Here is a 19,064-nt window from a genome sequence, read left to right on the forward strand (position 1 = left end):
CGTCCCGGGCCCTTCTCCGTACGTACAGCCTCTACTCCGCCGGCTCCCGGCGGACCTGGAGCAGCTCCTCCAGCTGCTCCTCGCGGGCCTGCGCCGCCACGAACAGCAGCTCGTCACCGGCCTCCAGGGTCTCCTCGGGGCTCGGCGTCAGCACCCGCGAACCGCGGATGATCGTCACCAGCGAGGTGTCCTGCGGCCAGGCGACCTCGCCGACCTGCGTCCCCGCCACCGCCGACTCCGGCGGCAGCGTCAGCTCCACCAGGTTGGCGTCGCCGTGGCTGAAGCGGAGCAGCCGGACCAGGTCGCCGACGCTCACCGCCTCCTCCACCAGGGCCGACATCAGACGCGGGGTGGAGACGGCCACGTCCACGCCCCACGCCTCGTTGAACAGCCACTCGTTCTTCGGGTTGTTCACCCGGGCGACCACCCGCGGCACGCCGTACTCGGTCTTCGCGAGCAGCGAGACGACCAGGTTCACCTTGTCGTCGCCGGTGGCCGCGATGACCACGTTGCAGCGCTGGAGCGCCGCCTCGTCCAGCGAGGTGATCTCACAGGCGTCGGCCAGCAGCCACTCCGCCTGCGGCACCCGCTCCACCGAGATGGCGGTCGGCGCCTTGTCGATGAGCAGGACCTCGTGGCCATTCTCCAGGAGTTCGCCGGCGATGGAACGGCCCACCGCACCCGCGCCCGCAATCGCGACACGCATCAGTGACCGCCCTCCTCGGGACCCTCGGCGAAGGCCGCCTCGACCTTCGCGATCTCGTCCGTCCGCATCATCACGTGCACCAGATCGCCTTCCTGGAGCACCGTCTGCGAGCTGGGGATGACCGCCTCGCCCAGCCGGGTGAGGAAGGCGACCCGCACCCCGGTCTCGTCCTGGAGCCGGCTGATCTTGTGGCCGATCCACGCCGGGGAGGTGTGCACCTCGGCGAGCTGCACGCCACCGCTCGGATCGCTCCACAGCGGCTCCGCGCCCGAGGGCAGCAGCCGGCGCAGCATCTGGTCGGCGGTCCAGCGGACCGTCGCCACCGTCGGGATGCCCAGGCGCTGGTAGACCTCGGCGCGCCGGGGGTCGTAGATCCGCGCCGCCACGTTCTCGATGCCGAACATCTCGCGCGCCACCCGGGCCGCGATGATGTTGGAGTTGTCGCCGCTGCTCACCGCGGCGAAGGCACCGGCCTCCTCGATCCCCGCCTCGCGCAGCGTGTCCTGGTCGAAGCCCACGCCGGTGACGCGCCGACCGCCGAAGCCGGAGCCCAGGCGGCGGAAAGCCGTCGGGTCCTGGTCCACGACGGCGACCGTGTGCCCCTGCTGCTCCAGGGTCTGCGCGAGAGCGGCTCCCACTCGCCCGCAGCCCATGATGACGATGTGCACGTCCCCTTACCCCGCACTCCTGATCGCCCTGCTGACCTGCGAAAACACCCTGCTCACAACTTTCCTCACCCGATCGGCCCGGGCCGTGGCGGACAACACCCTGCCGGGTTGCCCGGTCCGAGCTTAAGCGGCAACGCTGGCCGGGACCGCATCCGAGGTGATACTCAGGGAGATTCGGTGCCGATCGGGGGTGCCGGTGCGCGTGGCTCTTTTCGAACGCTTACGATCCTCTGCGTGTCCAAACTGACCGACGTGCCCAAACGGATCCTGATCGGGCGGGCCCTGCGCAGCGACAAGCTCGGAGAGACCCTTCTCTCCAAGCGGATCGCCCTCCCCGTCTTCGCCTCCGACCCGCTCTCGTCGGTGGCGTACGCACCGGGCGAGGTCCTCCTCGTCCTCTCCGTCGCCGGTCTGTCGGCCTACCACTTCAGCCCGTGGATCGCGCTGGCCGTCGTGGTCCTGATGTTCACGGTCGTCGCCTCCTACCGGCAGAACGTGCACGCGTACCCGAGCGGCGGCGGCGACTACGAGGTCGCCACCACCAACCTCGGGCCGAAGGCCGGACTCACCGTCGCGAGCGCCCTGCTCGTCGACTACGTCCTCACCGTCGCCGTCTCGATCTCCTCCGGCATCGAGAACCTCGGCTCCGCGATCCCCTTCGTCGTCGAGCACAAGGTCGCCTGCGCCGTCGGCGTGATCGTCCTCCTCACCGTGATGAACCTCCGGGGCGTGAAGGAGTCCGGCAGCCTCTTCGCCATCCCGACGTACGTCTTCGTCTTCGGCGTCTTCTGCATGATCGCCTGGGGTGCCTGGCGAGGACTCGTCCTCGACGACACCATGAAGGCGCCCACCGCCGACTTCGAGATCAAGCCCGAGCACCAGGGACTCGCCGGCTTCGCGCTGGTCTTCCTGCTGCTGCGCGCCTTCTCCTCCGGCTGCGCCGCCCTCACCGGCGTCGAGGCCATCTCCAACGGCGTCCCCGCCTTCCGCAAGCCGAAGTCGAAGAACGCCGCCACCACCCTGGCGCTCATGGGCGGCCTCGCCGTCACCATGTTCTGCGGCATCATCTTCCTGGCCATGGCCACCGACGTCCGGATGGCCGAGAAGCCCGCGCAGGACCTGCTCCACAACGGCGTGCCGGTCGGCGAGGGCTACGTCCAGGACCCGGTGATCTCCCAGGTCGCGGCCGCCGTCTTCGGCGACGGAACGTTCTTCTTCGTCCTCCTCGCCGCCGCCACCGCGCTCGTCCTCTTCCTGGCCGCCAACACGGCGTACAACGGCTTCCCGCTCCTCGGCTCGATCCTCGCCCAGGACCGCTACCTGCCGCGCCAGCTGCACACCCGCGGCGACCGGCTCGCCTTCTCCAACGGCATCGTGCTCCTCGCCGGCGCCGCCGCCCTGCTCGTCTGGCTGTACGGCGCGGACTCCACCCGCCTCATCCAGCTGTACATCGTCGGCGTCTTCGTCTCCTTCACGCTCAGCCAGATCGGCATGGTCCGGCACTGGAATCGGCACCTGAGCACCGAGCGCGACCCGGCCAAGCGCCGCCACATGATCCGCTCCCGCGCGATCAACACCTTCGGCGCCTTCTTCACCGGCCTCGTCCTCGTCGTCGTCCTCGCCACCAAGTTCACCCACGGCGCCTGGGTCGCCCTCCTGGGCATGGTGATCTTCTACGTGACGATGACCGCGATCCGCCGCCACTACGACTCGGTCGCCGCCGAGATCGCCGCGGCCGAGGAGCGCCCCGACGAGTACGTACGCCCCTCCCGGGTCCGCTCGATCGTCCTCGTCTCCAAGCTCCACAAGCCGACGCTCCGGGCCCTCGCCTACGCCAAGCTCATGCACGCCGGCGAGCTGGAGGCGCTCACCGTCGACGTCGACCCGGCCGAGACGAAGGCGCTGAGGGAGGAGTGGGAGCGGCGCGGCATCAACGTCCCGCTCAAGATCCTGAACTCGCCCTACCGCGAGATCACCCGCCCGGTCATCGAGTACGTCAAGAACCTGCGGCAGGAGAGCCCGCGCGACGCCGTCTCGGTCTACATCCCCGAGTACGTCGTCGGCCACTGGTACGAGCACCTGCTCCACAACCAGTCCGCGCTCCGCCTCAAGGGCCGGCTCCTCTTCACCCCCGGCGTCATGGTCACCTCCGTCCCGTACCAGCTCCGGTCCTCCGAGGCCGCGAAGAAGCGGGCGAGGAAGCGCCAGGACTGGAACGCGCCGGGCTCGGTCCGACGCGGCCCGGTCGAGAAGGTCCGGAAGGAACCGACGGCCAAGAGCAACTAGACTGGTGGGCTGCTGTGCGAACAGCGGCCCCCTTCTCTTTCCCCCTCTGTCTCTGGAGCCCCCGATCATGCAGAACACCCCTGTGAAGTCCCTGATCGGGGAGGAGTACGAGGTCGAGGTCGGCCCGGTGGCACACGGCGGCCACTGCATCGCGCGTACGGAGGAGGGCCGGGTCCTCTTCGTCCGCCACGCCCTGCCGGGCGAGCGCGTCCGCACCCGCGTCACGGAGGGCGACGAGACCAGCCGCTTCCTGCGCGCCGACGCGGTCGAGATCCTGGAGGCGTCCAAGGACCGCATCGAGGCGCCGTGCCCCTTCGCCGGCCCCGGCAAGTGCGGCGGCTGCGACTGGCAGCACGCCAAGCCGGGCGCCCAGCGCCGCCTCAAGGGCGAGGTGATCGTCGAGCAGCTGAAGCGGCTCGCGGGCCTCACCCCGGAGGAGGCAGGCTGGGACGGCACGGTCGTCCCCGCGGAGGGCGACAAGCTCCCGGCGGGCGAGGTCCCGCAGTGGCGCACCCGCGTCCAGTACGCGATCGACGCCGAGGGCCACGCGGGGCTGCGCAGGCACCGCTCGCACGAGGTCGAGGTCATCGACCACTGCATGATCGCGGCGAAGGGCGTCTCGGAGCTCGGCATCGAGGCCCGCACCTGGGAGGGCATGGCCTCGGTCGAGGCGATCGCCGCCTCCGGCTCGAACGACCGCCAGGTCATCCTGACCCCGCGCCCCGGCGCCCGCCTCCCGCTCGTCGAGCTCGACAAGCCGGTCTCCGTGCTGCGGGTCGACGAGAAGGACGGCGGCGTCCACCGAGTCCACGGCCGCGGCTTCGTCCGCGAGCGCGCCGACGAGCGCACCCACCGCGTCGGCAGCGGCGGCTTCTGGCAGGTCCACCCGAAGGCCGCCGACACCCTCATGAAGGCCGTCATGCAGGGCCTCCTCCCGCGCAAGGGCGACACCGCCCTCGACCTCTACTGCGGCGTCGGCCTCTTCGCCGGCGCCCTCGCGGACCGCGTCGGCGAGGCAGGCGCCGTCCTCGGCATCGAGTCCGGCAAGCGCGCCGTCGAGGACGCCCGCCACAACCTGGCCGACTTCCCGCGCGTCCGCGTAGAACAGGGCAAGGTCGAGTCCGTCCTCCCCCGCACCGGCATCACCGAGGTCGACCTCATCGTCCTCGACCCGCCCCGAGCCGGCGCCGGCAAGCAGACGGTCCACCACCTGGCCGGCCTGGGCGCCCGCCGCATCGCTTATGTGGCTTGCGACCCGGCGGCTTTGGCGAGGGATGTGAGCTACTTTGCGGAACGGGGTTACAGGGTTCGGACGCTGAGGGCGTTCGACCTGTTTCCTATGACGCATCATGTGGAGTGCGTGGCGATTTTGGAGCCGGTGAAGTAGGGGCTCTGAACTGCGATTTCGCCGGTGGGCAAGATGTGCCTCGCGGACGGTGCACCGCCGCTCATCTGCGCCCTGGCGGAGTCACTGAGGTCGGCGCACACACACCCTCATACGCGGTGTAAGCCTGTGAACAAAGTCAATGCGTTAGCCTGGCTCGGGAGTAGGAAGACGCGAGGGGCTGTCTGCTTGAGTGCTCGCGCAAGCCGGCACCCCGGTTCCGCTCGGCCGACGCCTCTGGAGAAGTGATGACCTCGCCCCCCGTCGTACCGGTGACCCTGGCCGAGATCGCCCGGCTCGCGGGAGTGGGGCGCGCCGCCGTGAGTAACTGGCGCCGTCGGCACGACACTTTTCCGCCGCAGATCGGCGGCACTGCCACGAGCCCGCACTTCTCCCTGACGGACATCGAAAAATGGCTCACGGACAAGGGGAAACTGGGCAAGACCACGCGCCGCGAATGGCTCTGGCCGCGGTTCGAGGCATTGGGTGACCGTGACGAGACAGGGCTCGCCATCGCCACCGTGGGACGGCTGCTCGCCCGCGGGGAGAGTGACGGCGGCGGGTCAGAGGGTGCCGGTGCGGGCCCAGTGCGGGCCGCCGTGGAGCTGGGGCGACGCGAGGGTTCGTACGGCATCCTCTTGTTTCTCTTGCGCCGCTGGCTGGATACCCATGTACGCCAGATCACCACCACTCCCGAGCCGCTGGCCGATCTCATGGCCGACCTGGCCCTGCGGACGCGGGGGCCTTTCGTCGGCGAGCACCCTGAGGATCCCATCAGGGTGCTCGACCCCGCGTGCGGAGCGGGCCATCTGCTGGCGGCCGCCGCGAAGGCCGTCTCCACCACACTGAACCGCCCTGCCGCGCTTCTCGGTTGTGACCGAGACCCGGTGCTCACCGCTCTGACCGACGTGCGGCTCGCGCTGCTGCCGAGCCCCGAGACGTCGGGGCCCGCGCCTGTGCCCGTGATCGCGCCGGGGGACTCCCTCCGTGCGGATCCCCTCATCGGCGCACAGGCGGACATGGTGCTCTGCAACCCGCCGGCCAACGAGCGGGACTGGGGGTATGAGGACCTTGCCGCGGATACCCGGTGGGTGTACGGCACCCCGCCTCGTACCGAGCCCGAACTCGCCTGGGTGCAGCACTGCCTGGCTCGGCTCCGCCCAGACGGCAGCGCGGTCCTGCTGTTGCCGCCGACCGTGGCCGCGCGCAAGGCCGGACGGAGAATCCGCAGATCGCTGCTGCGTACCGGGGCCCTGCGGGCCGTGGTGGCTCTTCCGCCCGGATCCGCCGCGCCGCACAGTCTGTCTCTGCATCTGTGGGTGCTGCGGCGGCCTGCTCCGGGGGAGAGTCCGCAGGGTCCGGGGGAGCTCTTGTTCGTCGACGCCGCCGCGCGGTTTCCCCGGTCCACCTCTCGGGGCAGCGGTCCTGAACGGGGCGAACTCGGGGCCTTCATCCGGTCCGTCGTCGGCACGGCCGGCAGGGGAGCCGTGGCCGGGGCATTGTGTGAACAGGCGACCGAGGACTCCGGCGCGACCGCCTGGGCTGCGGCCGTCCCTGTCATCGACCTCCTCGACGATGACGTGGATCTCACTCCTGGCCGCCATGTCACGCCGGCTTCGGGACACGTCGGACCCCGGCTTGCGGACTCCTGGAGCGAGGTCGGCGAGCTGCTCGACGGTCTCCGGGCCGAAAGTGCCTGTCTGGCCGCCCTCGAACTCACCCGCAGTACGGAGGATCAGCCGAGCGCGACCGTCGGCGAACTCGCTCGGGCGGAGGCGCTCACCTTGCGCTCAGGCCGCCTTCCGGCCGAAGCGGCCGTACCGGAGCCCAGGCAGGCGCGAGTCCCGCTGCTCACCATCTCCGATCTGCTGCTGGACGAATCCCCCAGTGGGTGGGTGTATCCGGACGACGCCGTCGTGGTGGAACCCCGGGACGTGGTGGTCGTCGGTGTGTCCAGGGAGTTCTCGGCCTGGGTCCACGAAGGCCCGCCGATGGCAGTGGGCCCGCAGATCCATGCTCTCCGGGTCGACCCGGATGTACTCGACCCCTGGTTCCTGGCGGGTTCACTCAAGTCGCCGGCCAACGCCCGCCACGCTGGCACCCATGCGTCCAGTTCTTCCCGGATCGATGTGCGTCGGCTCCAGGTGCGCCGGATCGATCTGTCGGAGCAGCGGCGGTACAGCGACGCGTTCCGGCACCTGGCCGCCTTCGAGGGACTGGCCGAACGCTTGCGGATCGTCGCCAAGAGGATGGGACGGGATCTCGGAGAAGAACTCGCGGCGGGCCGCCTGGCGCACGGGGAGTAGACCGGGCCCTGGGCGAGCGGAGGTCTGTTGGGGGATGCCGGGCCAGGTCGGGTGGTCCGGATCCGGCCCGGCCCAGTGATGTCATTCCCGCTCGGGCGCCGCGCTGGAGTCTGACCCGCCCTCCCGCTCGGCGAGCAATTCGGAGATGCGGTCCGCCACCTCGCGGCGTTCCGTCTCCAACTGACTGGCGTACGGTTCGGGCAGCGACGCCGCCAGGTAACCGGCCTCGGTGACCACGTCAACGGCCGCTGTGATGTTTCCGTCGGACTCCAGCCGGCACCGGGCGGCGCGCAGACCGAACACCATCCGGTCGGCCCGCTCCTGAGGGCCCTTTCCGGGTAGCAGCTCGTCCGCGATGCTCTGGTACCGCTGCGCGGCGGAATCGAAGTCTCCCACGAGCCAGAGCCCCCCAGCGGTCAGTTCCCAGACCTTCCGGACCAACGGGCGGCGTCCCCACTCCTCGCGCACGCGGTAGGTGAGCCCGGCGAGTTCACCTACCGCGCCCCCGGGCCCTCCCTCCGTCAACTCCCTCTCGGCCGCCGTGCAGAGCAGCGCGATCGCGTCCGGGTCCAGCCATCCCGCCCCTTTGTCTTCCTCGGTGCTCCAGGTGGGATCCTGCTGGGATGACTCGTCCGGGTCCACGGCCGTCGCGGGGCACCGGAAGGGGCGTGTGGGGTCGTGCAGGATCTGTGGCAGGGGCTCGGGGTCGCCGGGCCTGGGGGTGAACTCGACCAGGACGTCAAGGATTTCCCTCATGTTCGGGCGCTGTTCCGGCACTTTGGAGAGCCCTCGGAGTACCAGCTTGTCCAAGGTGTCGGGGATTCCCGCCGTCAGATCGCCCGGGCGCAACGGCATGTTGCGCAGATGCTGGCGCTCCACCGACCCGTCCCGTTCATTGGCTACGAACGGGGGCCTTCCGGTGAGGAGTTCGTAGAAGACACAACAGAACGAGTAGACGTCCCACGCCGCGGTGGCTTCTTCGCCCTGGATCTGCTCCGGCGCCTGATAGCCCCGTGTGCCGAGGGTGGAACCCGGCTGGGTGAGGGTCGACTCGATTCCCAGCTCTTTGCCGATGCCGAAATCGATCAAGACCCCCACGCCCCGATCGGAGATCATCGCGTTGTCCGGCTTCAGATCCCGGTGGAGCACACGGAGCTCATGGGCGTGGACGAATGCGGCGGCGATCTGCGCGGCGGCGGAGGTGGCGACCAGGGGTGCGAGCGGTGAGTACTGGTTCAGGAAGGCGCGCAGATTGATCCCCACCACGTAGGACATGACCAGGTAGGGGACACCGTGGTGTGTTCCGAAGGCGTACTGCTCGGGGATGTTGGGGTGTCGTAGGCGGGCGAGGAGTTGTGCCTCGCGATAGAACCTGAGGCGCCGAAAGTGGAGTTCCTCCTCCCGGTCCCGGGCGTCGAGCTGAAGGAGATCCTCGGAATCCAGCCGCAGAAACTTCACGGCGACCTGTCGGCCGGTCGTCCGGTCGCGGGCCCGCCAGATTTGGGCCATTGCGCCCTTGCCGGCCGGATCGACCAGCTCGTAGCACTCGCCGATCAACTCCCCCGCCCGTACGTCCTCCCAGTCCGCTTCCACTCTCTGCGCCCCTCTGTATACCGAATGCCCTGTCTTAAGGCGCAGCGTACCGTGTATCAGATGTGGTGGATTACATTCGACGACATAGTTCACAAGCTGTGTCACACTATTCGAGCGCTTCGGTGGCCCGTGTTCCTCGGTGTCACCCCGTCCGTGCCGCCCTGAGCAGGGGGAACCATGGAGAATCCGCCCGGAACCACCGGTGAGAGCTGGCTGGTCAAGGTCAGCACCACCCACGCCCGGACCGACCCCCATGCCTGTCCGTCTCAACTGCGCATCGCGGTCCGGCCCCTGCTCGGCGCGGAGGCCCCGGATGCCGCCGGAGCGCCGCTTACACCCCACATGGGGGAAGGGCCCAAGCTTCTGGAGGACTTCGGCGCCGGTCCCCTGTTCGCCGCGCTGGACCTATGGGAGCACGAGCGCTGGCAACCCAGGCGGGTAGTCGACGAATTGCGCCAGACATCTGGCGCGTTCCGTGGGCGCAGGGCACCCGCGCACCCCTCCCTCATCGCATGGACCATCCAGGCATTCGAACGGTATGTCGCCGCCCGTATGCGGGAGCAACACGCCGCGCATGCCGCGGGGTTGCCCCGCACCGTCCCGGTACGGCTGGACTGGACCGTGCGCACCGCGCTTCGGGAGTACCCTGACGGCCGTGGTGCCAGGCAGTACGAGCACAAGACCTGGGGCCGCCAGTACGCTTCTGCGGACGGCACAGTGAGGGATCTGTGGATCCCCTCCTTCGGCCGTGCGAAGCCCGACCGTCCGGCGGCGGAGAAGGCCGCGATCGCCTATGTCGTCGCACAGGGCCTGCCCGCCCGGAGGCGTGCCCGTCAGGCCCGCCCGCCGGAGACCTCTCTGGTGAACCCCACGCCACCGGAGCGGGTGCGGGTCTTCGACTTCGGGTGTGCGGACGGCAGCGTCACCCCCCTGCTCGACTGGGGGCCGGATACCGTGCGCGAGCGGTTCGGGCGGGACGCCGCACCCGCCTTCGTCGCCGCCGCCACCGGCACCGGAGTACGCCCAGGCGCCAGTTGTGTCGACTGCAAGGTCATCGGGCACTGTGCTGAGTTGCCGCGCACTCCGCACCTTTGGGGGCCGTTTCGGGGCGCCGCGCCGTTCCGTGCCAGACGCCGCTCCATCTCCGCCTGGGACCTGCGACTTCATGGAGACTGTCCCGCCCAGTACCACCTCGTGCGCCGGCTGTATCTCAACGACCTGACTCCCGAGAACCCTGGGGCGCGCCGGGGGCGGGTGGTGGACGCCGTACTGAACGCGCAGCATGCGCGGCATCTCCCCGGCGGCTGCCGGGAACTTCCCCAGGCACACGAGGGCATGCTGCCCCCGGGGCACTCGCTGGAGGAACCGCTGGCCCTGAGCACCCTGCGGATGCTGGATGAACACCGGGCGCTTTGTCCGCTGGACGGGCTGACTCAGGACGAGAAGGTGCTGCCGCAGCACCGGGTCACGGCGTACATCCCCGAGCTGGACGTTGTCGTCCTCGCCGTGCCGGACCTGCTCCACACCCGGCGGGGGCGGTGGATCTGGCGGGAGACCAAGACCGCCGCCGCACCCCTGTGGGAAGGTCGCCCGCTGCTGCGGGCGTTCCCTCAACTTGCCTTGGCTGTACTGCTGTTCGACAAGGGTGCCGTGGGCGGAGGGGCGCGCCGCGGCCGTGTCGAGCTGGAGCATTTGCGGGAGGGCGCGGGGGAGAGTCGCCTCGAAGCCATCGATCCCAGCCGCCCCGCGACGGTGGCGGAGGCCCATGAGGTGATCGCGGATCTTGCCGAGCCTCTGCTCAGGGACACCTCGTACGAGCCTCGCACCGGTCGCCACTGTCGCACCTGCCAAGTGCGTACCTGGTGTGCCCCCGGCACCGCGTACGTCTCCGCCTCCCCGCCAGCCTCCGTCCTCGACGCCGCGCCGGGATCGGTCGAGCCTGCGTGAGTGATGATGCCGGGACGATTCCGGACTGGCTGGAGAACCCCGACGTGGTCCTGCTCCGCGACGTCGCCACGGCCGTCGCGCGGCTGTACGAGGTCGGCCGGCTGGACTCCTTCGCCCTTCCGTACCCTCCTGACGCTCAGCGCGCCTTGGACCGACTGGTCCTCACCTGCCTGCGCAGCGGGGCGCAGCCGCCGACGGGGGTGCCGGAGATGATCGGCTGGTGCCGGACCCGCCCCTTGCGGAGCTGGCCCCTCGAGGCGCTGCCTCTGGATCTTTTCAGGGGGGACAACCGGCTCATCGACCCGCACTCCGGGAGGCCGACACAGCTCTGCGGCGAGCTCGAGGTCAAAGGCTTCGGGAACAGTACCGGCCGCCAGTACGCCCAGCTGGTGATCGGCGAAGCCATGAACGCCTGCCGCGCGGCGAACGTGCCCGAGTCGTACACCGCGTTCCGGCGGCTGCTGGTCACCCGGCCCGTGCTGACCGAGGCGGAGTGGCCCGACGTCAGTACGGACCTCTACCTCGAACCGGTCCAGTTCCTTGTCGACGAGGTCTACGCGCCTGTGCCGGCGGGCCATGGCAGGGACGGCGTCGGCCTCGCTTGCGACCGCTGCCTCACGCTGCTCGTCCCCTTGGTCGACGGCGGCTGGTGGTGCGAACGCGAACACTGCCGGCGCCTCGGCCATCCTCCCCCCGGCCGGCGACTGCCCGCCGATGAAGTGGGGGGACTGTGGCAGCTCCGGCGCCCGCTCCGGCAGTTCGTCACCGGGCCAGGACACGCAGAGGTGGAGCTGGAGAGGAAGCTGCGCCGTCTCGGCCTCGCCGTCGAGATGTGGCCCGGCTACGACGCGTACGACCTGAGGATCACCTTTCCCGACGGCAACATCTGGGCAATCGATGTGAAGGACTGGACCCACCCGGGGTTTCTGGGCCGTGCCGCCGGCACCGTACGGCCCGAGCCGCCGTACGACGAGGCGTGCTGGGCCGTGCCGCAATTCCGGGTCCGCGAGCGCGGCGACTACCTGGAGACCTTCGCCCGGGAGCGCCCCGCGCACGCGGCCGGACTGCGCCTGCTCACCGACAACCAAGTAGTCGAGGCCGCCCGGAAGCGCTTGCGCGGCGAACGAGGCCCGGACGCGCGCATTGGAGCGGAGCCGCACAGGAGGAAGGGGACGGATCGTGCGTGACCGCAGCGACTGGTACCGGGGGCTGGCCAAGGACCTGAGGCCCTGGCCCACGGAGTACCGCGGCATCAAACCCGCTCTGCTCTGCCAGGTCGAACTGGGCCTGCGACTGCTGGAGACGCTGGAGCCTGGCCGGGCGGCGGACGGAGTCTGGGTCCTCCTCGGCGGCTACCCCTTCGCCTCCGCCGCCGGACTGGCGAGAACCGCCGAAGCCCAGCTCGCCCTGACGGCGGCCCGCCACCTCCTGTGGCCCATGAGACGACGGCGCTTGTGGCAACAGAGCCTGGAAAGCTACCAGCAGCTTCCCGAGCAGCTGCGCGGTTACCGGGTTCCGGCCGGTGGCGGACCTGCACGCCGGGTGGCGCACCCGGTGGCCGCTCACCGCTTCGATGTCTACGACAACGCGCTCGGACGGGTCCCGGGCTTCGTGACGAACCCGCTTCCGTACGCAGGGGAGGGGGCCCATTGTTTCAAGGAGCAGCGCCGTTATTCCTCCGTCACCATCCCCCCGGAGTTCGTGTTCGATCCCCCGCTGGGGCACGACCTCGTCGCTCACCACCCCGGTCCCGGCGGCCCTATGGAGGTTCCCCTTGCCGAACTTGAGGACACGGCGAGGTGGATGGAGGCGCGGGAGCTCCAGCTCGGGAGGCCGTCCGGCCAATGGTGTGAGCGGCTGGCCAGCCTCGAACTGGACGTCCGTACGGCGGACGGAACGGACTTCGAGAAGGCAGAGGCGCTCACCCTGGACGGGCTGACGCACCTGGTGGGCATGGTCGGCGCCGGGAAGTCGACCCTCATGATCCTGCTCGCGGTCTGGGCGCACCAGCGGAATCTGCGCACCACCCTGGTGGTCGGCGATGTCGCCGAGCAGCTCAGTCAGACCCAGGTTCTCCAGGGGCTCGGTCTGCGGGCGGCGCTCGTCCAGGGCGCCACCACCCGGCCCAAGCACACCCAGCGCATGCACCGGCGGCTCGCCGCACGCGGCAAGTTCTCGCTCCTGGACCACATCGACCCGGCCTTCGCCCACTTGAGCACGGCCTGTCCGCTCGACGCGCTGCGTGCCCTGGAGGCCGACGCGCCACTGCGCTTCGCCGACGCGCCCTGCGGCTCCTTGTATCCGGTGGGCCGTCGTGCGGACGAACCCGACCAGGAGGAGGACGCGCGGTCGCACGCCGCCCGTGTCACCCGGGAACTCCGATACGCCCGGGGCGTGCGCCCGGGCGGCGCCGCCGGCGTCGGCCCCGAGCCCGGCGATGCCGAGGAAATGGAGGACCCGGGGAAGCCGCACGCCTGCTCGCTGTGGAGCGTCTGCCCCCGTCATTCCTCCGCGCGCGACCTCGTGGACGCGCTCATCTGGGTCGCCAACCCAGCGAGCTTGGTCCAGACTTCCGTGCCGCGGCAGCTCAACGCCGAGCGCCTGCGGTATCTGGAACTCGCCTGCCTGCGCAGCGACATCATCGTCGTGGACGAAGCCGACCGCGTTCAGATGCAACTCGATCAGATGTTCGCCCCCACGGCCACGCTGGTCACCACAGGCCCTGAATCGTGGCTCGACCGGCTCCAGACCCATGAGATCGCTGAACTCTCCCGGCAGGGCCGGCTGCAACTCTCCGATCAGGATGTCGAACGTTGGTCGGCCGCCCTAGATGTCGTCGGCTCCGCAGCCGATCGGCTCTACGCCATGCTCATCGACACCCCGGCCCTGCGGAAGTGGGCCCAGATCGACTACTTCAGCCCATGGACCCTTCAGGAACGCCTGCTCAACGCCTGGTATCCGCCGCCCCAACGGGCCGTCGACGATGACGACATGGTGGACGAGGCCGCACTCTACGACGACGAGGAGGCCCTGCACCGTCCGTCTGAGGCCACACCCGTTGTGGAGGACACCCCCTGGGCCGCCCACCGGGACCGGCTCACCAAGGTCTTCGACGTCTTCCGTGATGACCCCCTCGGTGATCGTGGGCCGTACGGCACCTTCGCCGACGACCTGGCGAGGCTGGCCCACGACGTCCTGCACACGCTTCAGGAGAAGCGGACGCGCGGGCGCGTGCGAGCCCTGCTCGACGCCCTGCTCGACGGTGCGCCCAGGCCCTTCGAGCGACCGCCGCTTCCCGGCGAGGTGCCACGGAACGAATCCGAATTCACCGAGGAGTGGCTCGAACTTCAAGCGGAGAGAATGGAGTTCACTTTGGTGCTCGCGGCCCTGCACCAGCGGCTCGACCGGGTGACCTTCCTTTGGCCCCAGGTCGAGGCAGCCCTGCGGCTCGACCCCGGAGAACATGAGCTGACCAGGCGTCCGCCCCTGGACTACGCACCCCTGTTGCCCGAGTCTCCCATGGGCAATGTGCTCGGCTTCCAGTTTCTGCTCGACGAGCGCGACAGTCGGGACGAACGGCGCACGGGTACCCTTCGCTTCTTCCGGTGCGCCGGGGTGGGCCGCGAGCTCCTTCTCTCCCTGCCCCGGCTGGGCACGGACGCCGACCGGGGCACGACGGGCCCGAACGTCCTGCTCATGTCCGGGACCAGCTGGGCGGGAACCTCCACCCGGGCCCACGTGGTTGCACCCGTCCAGGCGGTGCTCAAACCACAGCCGGAGGCACTGCGTTCGATCGGCGAGTCCCTGTTCCGCACCGAGTTCATGTACGACGACGCCGGGCAGCCCATCCGTATCTCCGGGCAGAACCCGGAGACGCGAGAGGAAGTCCTGCGCCTGCTCGTGGAGAAGCTGGCACGCTCCCCTCGGGACCGCACCCGTAGTCCTCTCCAACGCGAACTGGCACAGATTCCCGATCCGCGTCGTCGGCGAGCCCTTCTGCTCGTGGGCAGCTATCGGGAAGCCGCGCTGGTGGCCGCGACGCTCTCGGAGATGTCCGCCTGGCGGGAACGCGTCCGGGTGCTCGCCGCGGACGACGCCGAGCTGGAGGCATCCCTCGCCGCGGAGGCGCGCGCCGCGGGAGCGGCGACGGCGCCCGTCGTGCGTCGGGGCGATCTGGCTGAGTTCGCGGCTGACAAGAGGGCCCAGATCCTGGTCGCGCCCCTGCTCGCGGTCGAACGCGGACACAACATCCTCACCCCTTTCCAGAGCCCCGGAGAGGAGCGGGTGGCCGCGTTCGGCACCGTGTTCTTCCTCGTTCGCCCTCACCCCCGCCCGGATGACCTCTTCCTCTCCGTCTTCGCCGTCAATGACTGGGCGGCGCGGTTCGTTCGCAACCAACCCGGTCTGGCCGAGGGCACCTTCGCCGGACTGGTGGGCGACGGGACGGATCTGGACGGAGCGGGCAGTGCCTTCCGTACGGCCGCGCGCGGGGTGTGGCGCCGCCTGCTCTCCCGCTCCTACATGTACTCCAGGCTGTCCGCCCCCGAGAAGGAGTCGTTCGCCTGGGATCAGATGGTCACCCTCTGGCAGGTGATCGGCCGCCTGGTCCGCGGCGGGGTTCCCGCCAGGGTCGTCTTCGTCGATGCCGCGTTCGCCCCCCAGCTCGCGGCGGCCGGTGGCCGCGCGACCGACCAGCGCCGACCGCGCTGGCAGAACGATCCCGGCCTGCTGGTCCGCCTGCGCGACGTGCTGGCTCCCTACTTCAGCGAGGACCCCGGAGCTTGCGCCGACCCCGCCGATCCATCCCTGGTCAGGCTGCTCTACCGGCCGTTGTACAACGCGCTGTGCGGGATCGACACCTCGCCGCCCAGAGACCGCTGACCCACGCCGGACAGACACCGGCCTCATCACACAGCCCCCGAGGGAGTATCGCCGTGTACCGAGAGATCCGCCGATCCGCCTACCACCTCGCCGACCCCGCCGCACCTTGGACCCAGGACTACCGAGCTCTACGCTTCCCCGAACACTGGCAGAGCCCACTTCTGGCGCTCCACAACCACGGTCGCCCCGAGGCCGAGTGGCAGCGGACCCTGCCCACCAAGAGCCTGGACACCGCGCTGCAGTCACTTGCTCCCGAAGTGATCGTGCGGCCGCGGGCCCGGCCTCCCGTGGGTGAGGGACCTCTGCCACCCGAGGACTTCTGGATGTACGTGCCTGCGGACGCGCCCGACCCTCTCCCCGGCCGGGCGGGCGGTCAGGTATTCAACGCCTGGCTACGCACGCTGCTGCCCCGGCGAACCGAGACCACCCCGGAGCTGCGTGCCCTCCTCCGGCGATGCGGCGACGAGCTGGCGGGCACCCCGTTGAACTGGGAGAGCGTGCCGGGGATGGACCTTCTCGGCGCGCACCTCACCGACGGAGGGACGGCCGCACCGGAGCCCCGGCAGTTCCAACTCGCCGCCGACGCGCTCGCCCGCCGCGTCCGGGCCCTCGACCCCTATCCCTTCGACGGGGGTGAACTGCGCTTCCAGGCGCTGCCCCGAGGCCCCCGGGACCAAGGCGCGGAGCTCATGTCGCAACCTCTGTGCCGCACCATCAAACGCAAGGAGTGGTGGTTCTCGATCACACTCAACATCTCGCTGCACACCACCCCCTTCGACCCGCGGCCGCGGCTGCATCTGCACTGGGGGGTACGCCGCTGGGCCACCCACAAGAGGTCCGACACCGGACGGTTGCCGCTGCCGTACGGACAGTCCACCACGGTGTATCTGCGGCCCAAGATCCCCTGGCTGCCGGGGGTACCCGTGACCAAACGCGGCGCGCTGGCCCGGCTGCGGCGCGATCGTGCCTCCAACGGATTCACCTGGGTCGAGAATGACCCGGCCGGCATCCTGCACCAGCTCAGCGTTGTCGGACAGTTCCCCGCCCCCGACCACCTGCTCGCAAGCCCGGAAGACTGGATCGGCGAAGGCCCTGGCGTCCGGGCCGCCGTCGTCCACAGCAACCACATGGGCGCGCATGAGGTCGGCCCGGGACTCATGCCCCATCAGAGGTCCCAGCTCACGGCTTGGGCGGAGGCGGCGCTGCCGCCGGGCGTGGTCCGGCTGCCCGATCTGGTGCGCGGACGCGGAAAGGGCATCGGAGCCCCGGCCAATCGGCGTGCCAAGCCGTTGGGCGAGCCAGCGAAGAAGGCCGAGGAATCGCGCGCGGCGCTTGCCCGGCGCCGCGCCATCGCGGTGCTCGGGGACCGTGCCGGGCTCACGTCCGATCCGGAAGCCGCGCAGACGTATGTGACGGCCCGGCTGCTCTGGCGGACCGCGGAACTACGCTGCCACGCGGTCCGGGAGTTCGCCAGGACGCTGGGTTTCGACGGCGACGGAGGAGCGCACGACCTGTCGGAACAGGCCTTCGACGACGCCCGTCCAGGTCGGCCCGTGATACTCGAATGGCGGAGCCCGGAACTCGTGGTGCGGTTGCGCTGCCTGCCGCTCACCGACGGGCTCGCGGACGGGCTCGTTTTCGACCCGGCCATCGGGCGCCGGGGAGAGCGAGCGGCCCGTGCTCTGACCGTTCGCCGCCGGGAGCTGAGCGGCTGGCTGCGCGCGGACGGCGCCGACCCGAGCCGTCCCGGCCTCGCCCTGGTCGAGATCGGCCACCGGACGACCTTCCGCGAGGCGGACACCGACCCCAAGTTCGCCCAGCGCCTCGGGTGCGCCGATGCGGGTGTGTTGACCCAGTTCGTCGTCACGCCCTCTGGAGAACGGCGGATCGCCAACGCGGACACAGTCGAACACCGGGCTCACCAAGCCTGGCTGGACGGCTTCCGCCAGCTCGGCGTACGTGTCCTGCCGGAACACACCCTGGGCGGCGACCTGCCGGACGGTGTTCAGTACGCCGCCCTCTGGATGGTCAAGCGGCGTAAGGACGGACCTACCCGGCTGGCCAGGCATCTGCCGGTCGCCGTGCTCGTCACTCCGCTCGCCGAGGGCGGTGGACTCTGCGTCGTCCGTGGATGGGACGACGACACCCGCTCCTGGGTCCCCTATCCGCACTTCCTGCTCGGGCTGGTGAAGAAGGTCGAGATCGACCCGTTCGCTCCGGACAAGCCCGGCGTCGACGGCGCGCCGCGTATCACCGCGAAGGCACGGCGGACCAATCTGTCAGAGCAGCGCAAGGAGACCGCGCGCTTCCTTCAGCGCATGCTGCACTCGCTCCGCCATCACCCGACCGTTCTCATCACTCATGCGCAGAACAGCAGGTCGCACTGGCCCTGGCTGCAGGACGGGCAGATCGAACCCGACGCGATCAGGGTCGGCCACGCTCCACCGGGAGGCATCGACGACGAACTCCGCCTGGTCAGGGTGCGCGGGCGAGTCGGGCATGAGACGGCTCAGTGGTGGGGCCTGGCGGAGCCGGGCAAGGCCCATGGCCAGCCGGCGGGGTTCTGGGCACTACCTCCAAGGGGCGGGGCATGTGGTGACATCGCTGCGCGGGTGTTCTATAGCAGCACGGAACGTCCCGGATCCTTCGCGGTGTCACCGGCACTCGACAGGCTTGCCGCCCGGGTCAACGCCGTGGGAAAGCTCACCTCCCAGGCGGGCACCGGAGCCTGGAACCCGACGCTGGTCGAGATCGCCGTGCTCGGCTGCCATACGGAGCGGGACGTGGAGATGCCGTCATCTTCCGCGCCCGACGAACCCGAGGCCATTGCTCTCGCGACGCACCAACTGCGTATGGCTCCCGATTATCCGGTCGCGCTCTCTCTTCCGCTTCCTCTGCACCTTGCCGGACTGGCTCAGGCGTACGTCCTTCCCACCGTGGCGGCGGAAGAACCGGGAGCGGACGCGACAGACGGGGAGATCGCGCCTGAGCGTTCCGACGAAGGGATCGAGAGCCTTCCCGACGACCGAAACCTGGCCCCGGATGCCGCCGCCGTGCCGATTCCGGCTCCGCGTCGCGAGGCGCCGGACCGGTCGGCTCTCCTCTGATGTGGGGGATTCGGATGGATTCGAGGGAAGGGCTCCAGGAGGACCGCCGCCCGGGTGAGCGGCGGCACCCCGTTGCATCGACCGGAGGCGGGCCGAGGTTCCCTCCCCAGGGCCCGCCTCCAGCGGTGTCGCTCAAGCCCGCCTCCGGCCCGGCTCCGGCGTCACTGCCCCGAGCCTTGGCAGGCC

Annotated in this window: 10 protein-coding genes; 7 read left to right on the forward strand and 3 right to left on the reverse strand. The window is 70.1% G+C overall.

The annotated features are described in order from the left end of the window. Window positions 1–31: 31 nt before the first annotated feature. A complete protein-coding gene (locus ACFXMG_RS18830) occupies window positions 32–706 on the reverse strand; it encodes a TrkA family potassium uptake protein (RefSeq protein ID WP_169094115.1) in 675 nt (224 codons plus the stop codon). Beyond that, window positions 706–1,374, reverse strand: a complete 669-nt coding sequence (locus ACFXMG_RS18835) for a TrkA family potassium uptake protein (protein ID WP_189852669.1) — start codon at window positions 1,372–1,374, stop codon at window positions 706–708. Before ACFXMG_RS18835 ends, ACFXMG_RS18830 begins: the two co-directional genes overlap by 1 nt. A 234-nt stretch (window positions 1,375–1,608) precedes the next feature. On the opposite strand from ACFXMG_RS18835, the gene ACFXMG_RS18840 reads away from it, so the two are divergent. The 3 genes from ACFXMG_RS18840 to ACFXMG_RS18850 all read left to right on the forward strand — a co-directional run bounded on the left by ACFXMG_RS18840 (window position 1,609) and on the right by ACFXMG_RS18850 (window position 7,350). Next, window positions 1,609–3,660 carry an APC family permease gene (locus tag ACFXMG_RS18840; protein ID WP_383819250.1) on the forward strand — a complete coding sequence of 684 codons (2,052 nt, stop codon included), beginning with the start codon at window positions 1,609–1,611 and terminating at the stop codon, window positions 3,658–3,660. A gap of 67 nt (window positions 3,661–3,727) precedes the next feature. Beyond that, window positions 3,728–5,047, forward strand: coding sequence for a class I SAM-dependent RNA methyltransferase (locus tag ACFXMG_RS18845; RefSeq protein WP_383819252.1), 1,320 nt, complete (start codon window positions 3,728–3,730; stop codon window positions 5,045–5,047). 245 nt (window positions 5,048–5,292) lie between these two features. Further along, window positions 5,293–7,350 (forward strand): N-6 DNA methylase, encoded by a 2,058-nt coding sequence (locus ACFXMG_RS18850; protein WP_383819253.1) that lies wholly within the window; start codon window positions 5,293–5,295, stop codon window positions 7,348–7,350. 81 nt (window positions 7,351–7,431) lie between these two features. Here the strand turns inward: ACFXMG_RS18850 and ACFXMG_RS18855 are convergent, their stop codons facing one another. Then, complete coding sequence (locus ACFXMG_RS18855; protein ID WP_383819254.1) at window positions 7,432–8,943, reverse strand: serine/threonine-protein kinase; 1,512 nt, start codon at window positions 8,941–8,943, stop codon at window positions 7,432–7,434. Between the two features lie 177 nt (window positions 8,944–9,120). Here ACFXMG_RS18855 and ACFXMG_RS18860 point away from each other — a divergent pair, with 177 nt between their 5' ends. From ACFXMG_RS18860 to ACFXMG_RS18875, 4 genes are read left to right on the forward strand one after another with little or no spacing between them, the layout of a single operon-like run. Further along, a complete protein-coding gene (locus ACFXMG_RS18860; protein WP_383819256.1) occupies window positions 9,121–10,890 on the forward strand; it encodes a PD-(D/E)XK nuclease family protein in 1,770 nt (589 codons plus the stop codon). Then, window positions 10,887–12,077: a hypothetical protein gene (locus ACFXMG_RS18865; RefSeq protein WP_383819257.1), complete on the forward strand. Its 1,191-nt coding sequence runs from the start codon at window positions 10,887–10,889 to the stop codon at window positions 12,075–12,077. Before ACFXMG_RS18860 ends, ACFXMG_RS18865 begins: the two co-directional genes overlap by 4 nt. Continuing rightward, on the forward strand, window positions 12,070–15,771 hold the full coding sequence (locus ACFXMG_RS18870; protein ID WP_383819259.1) for a hypothetical protein: 3,702 nt from the start codon (window positions 12,070–12,072) through the stop codon (window positions 15,769–15,771). The genes ACFXMG_RS18865 and ACFXMG_RS18870 overlap by 8 nt, the downstream gene beginning before the upstream one ends. Before the next feature lie 53 nt (window positions 15,772–15,824). Further along, window positions 15,825–18,878, forward strand: coding sequence for a pPIWI_RE module domain-containing protein (locus ACFXMG_RS18875; protein ID WP_383819260.1), 3,054 nt, complete (start codon window positions 15,825–15,827; stop codon window positions 18,876–18,878). Window positions 18,879–19,064: the final 186 nt, after the last annotated feature.

It is taken from the genome of Streptomyces sp. NPDC059201 (assembly GCF_042754585.1).
Classification (GTDB): domain Bacteria; phylum Actinomycetota; class Actinomycetes; order Streptomycetales; family Streptomycetaceae; genus Streptomyces.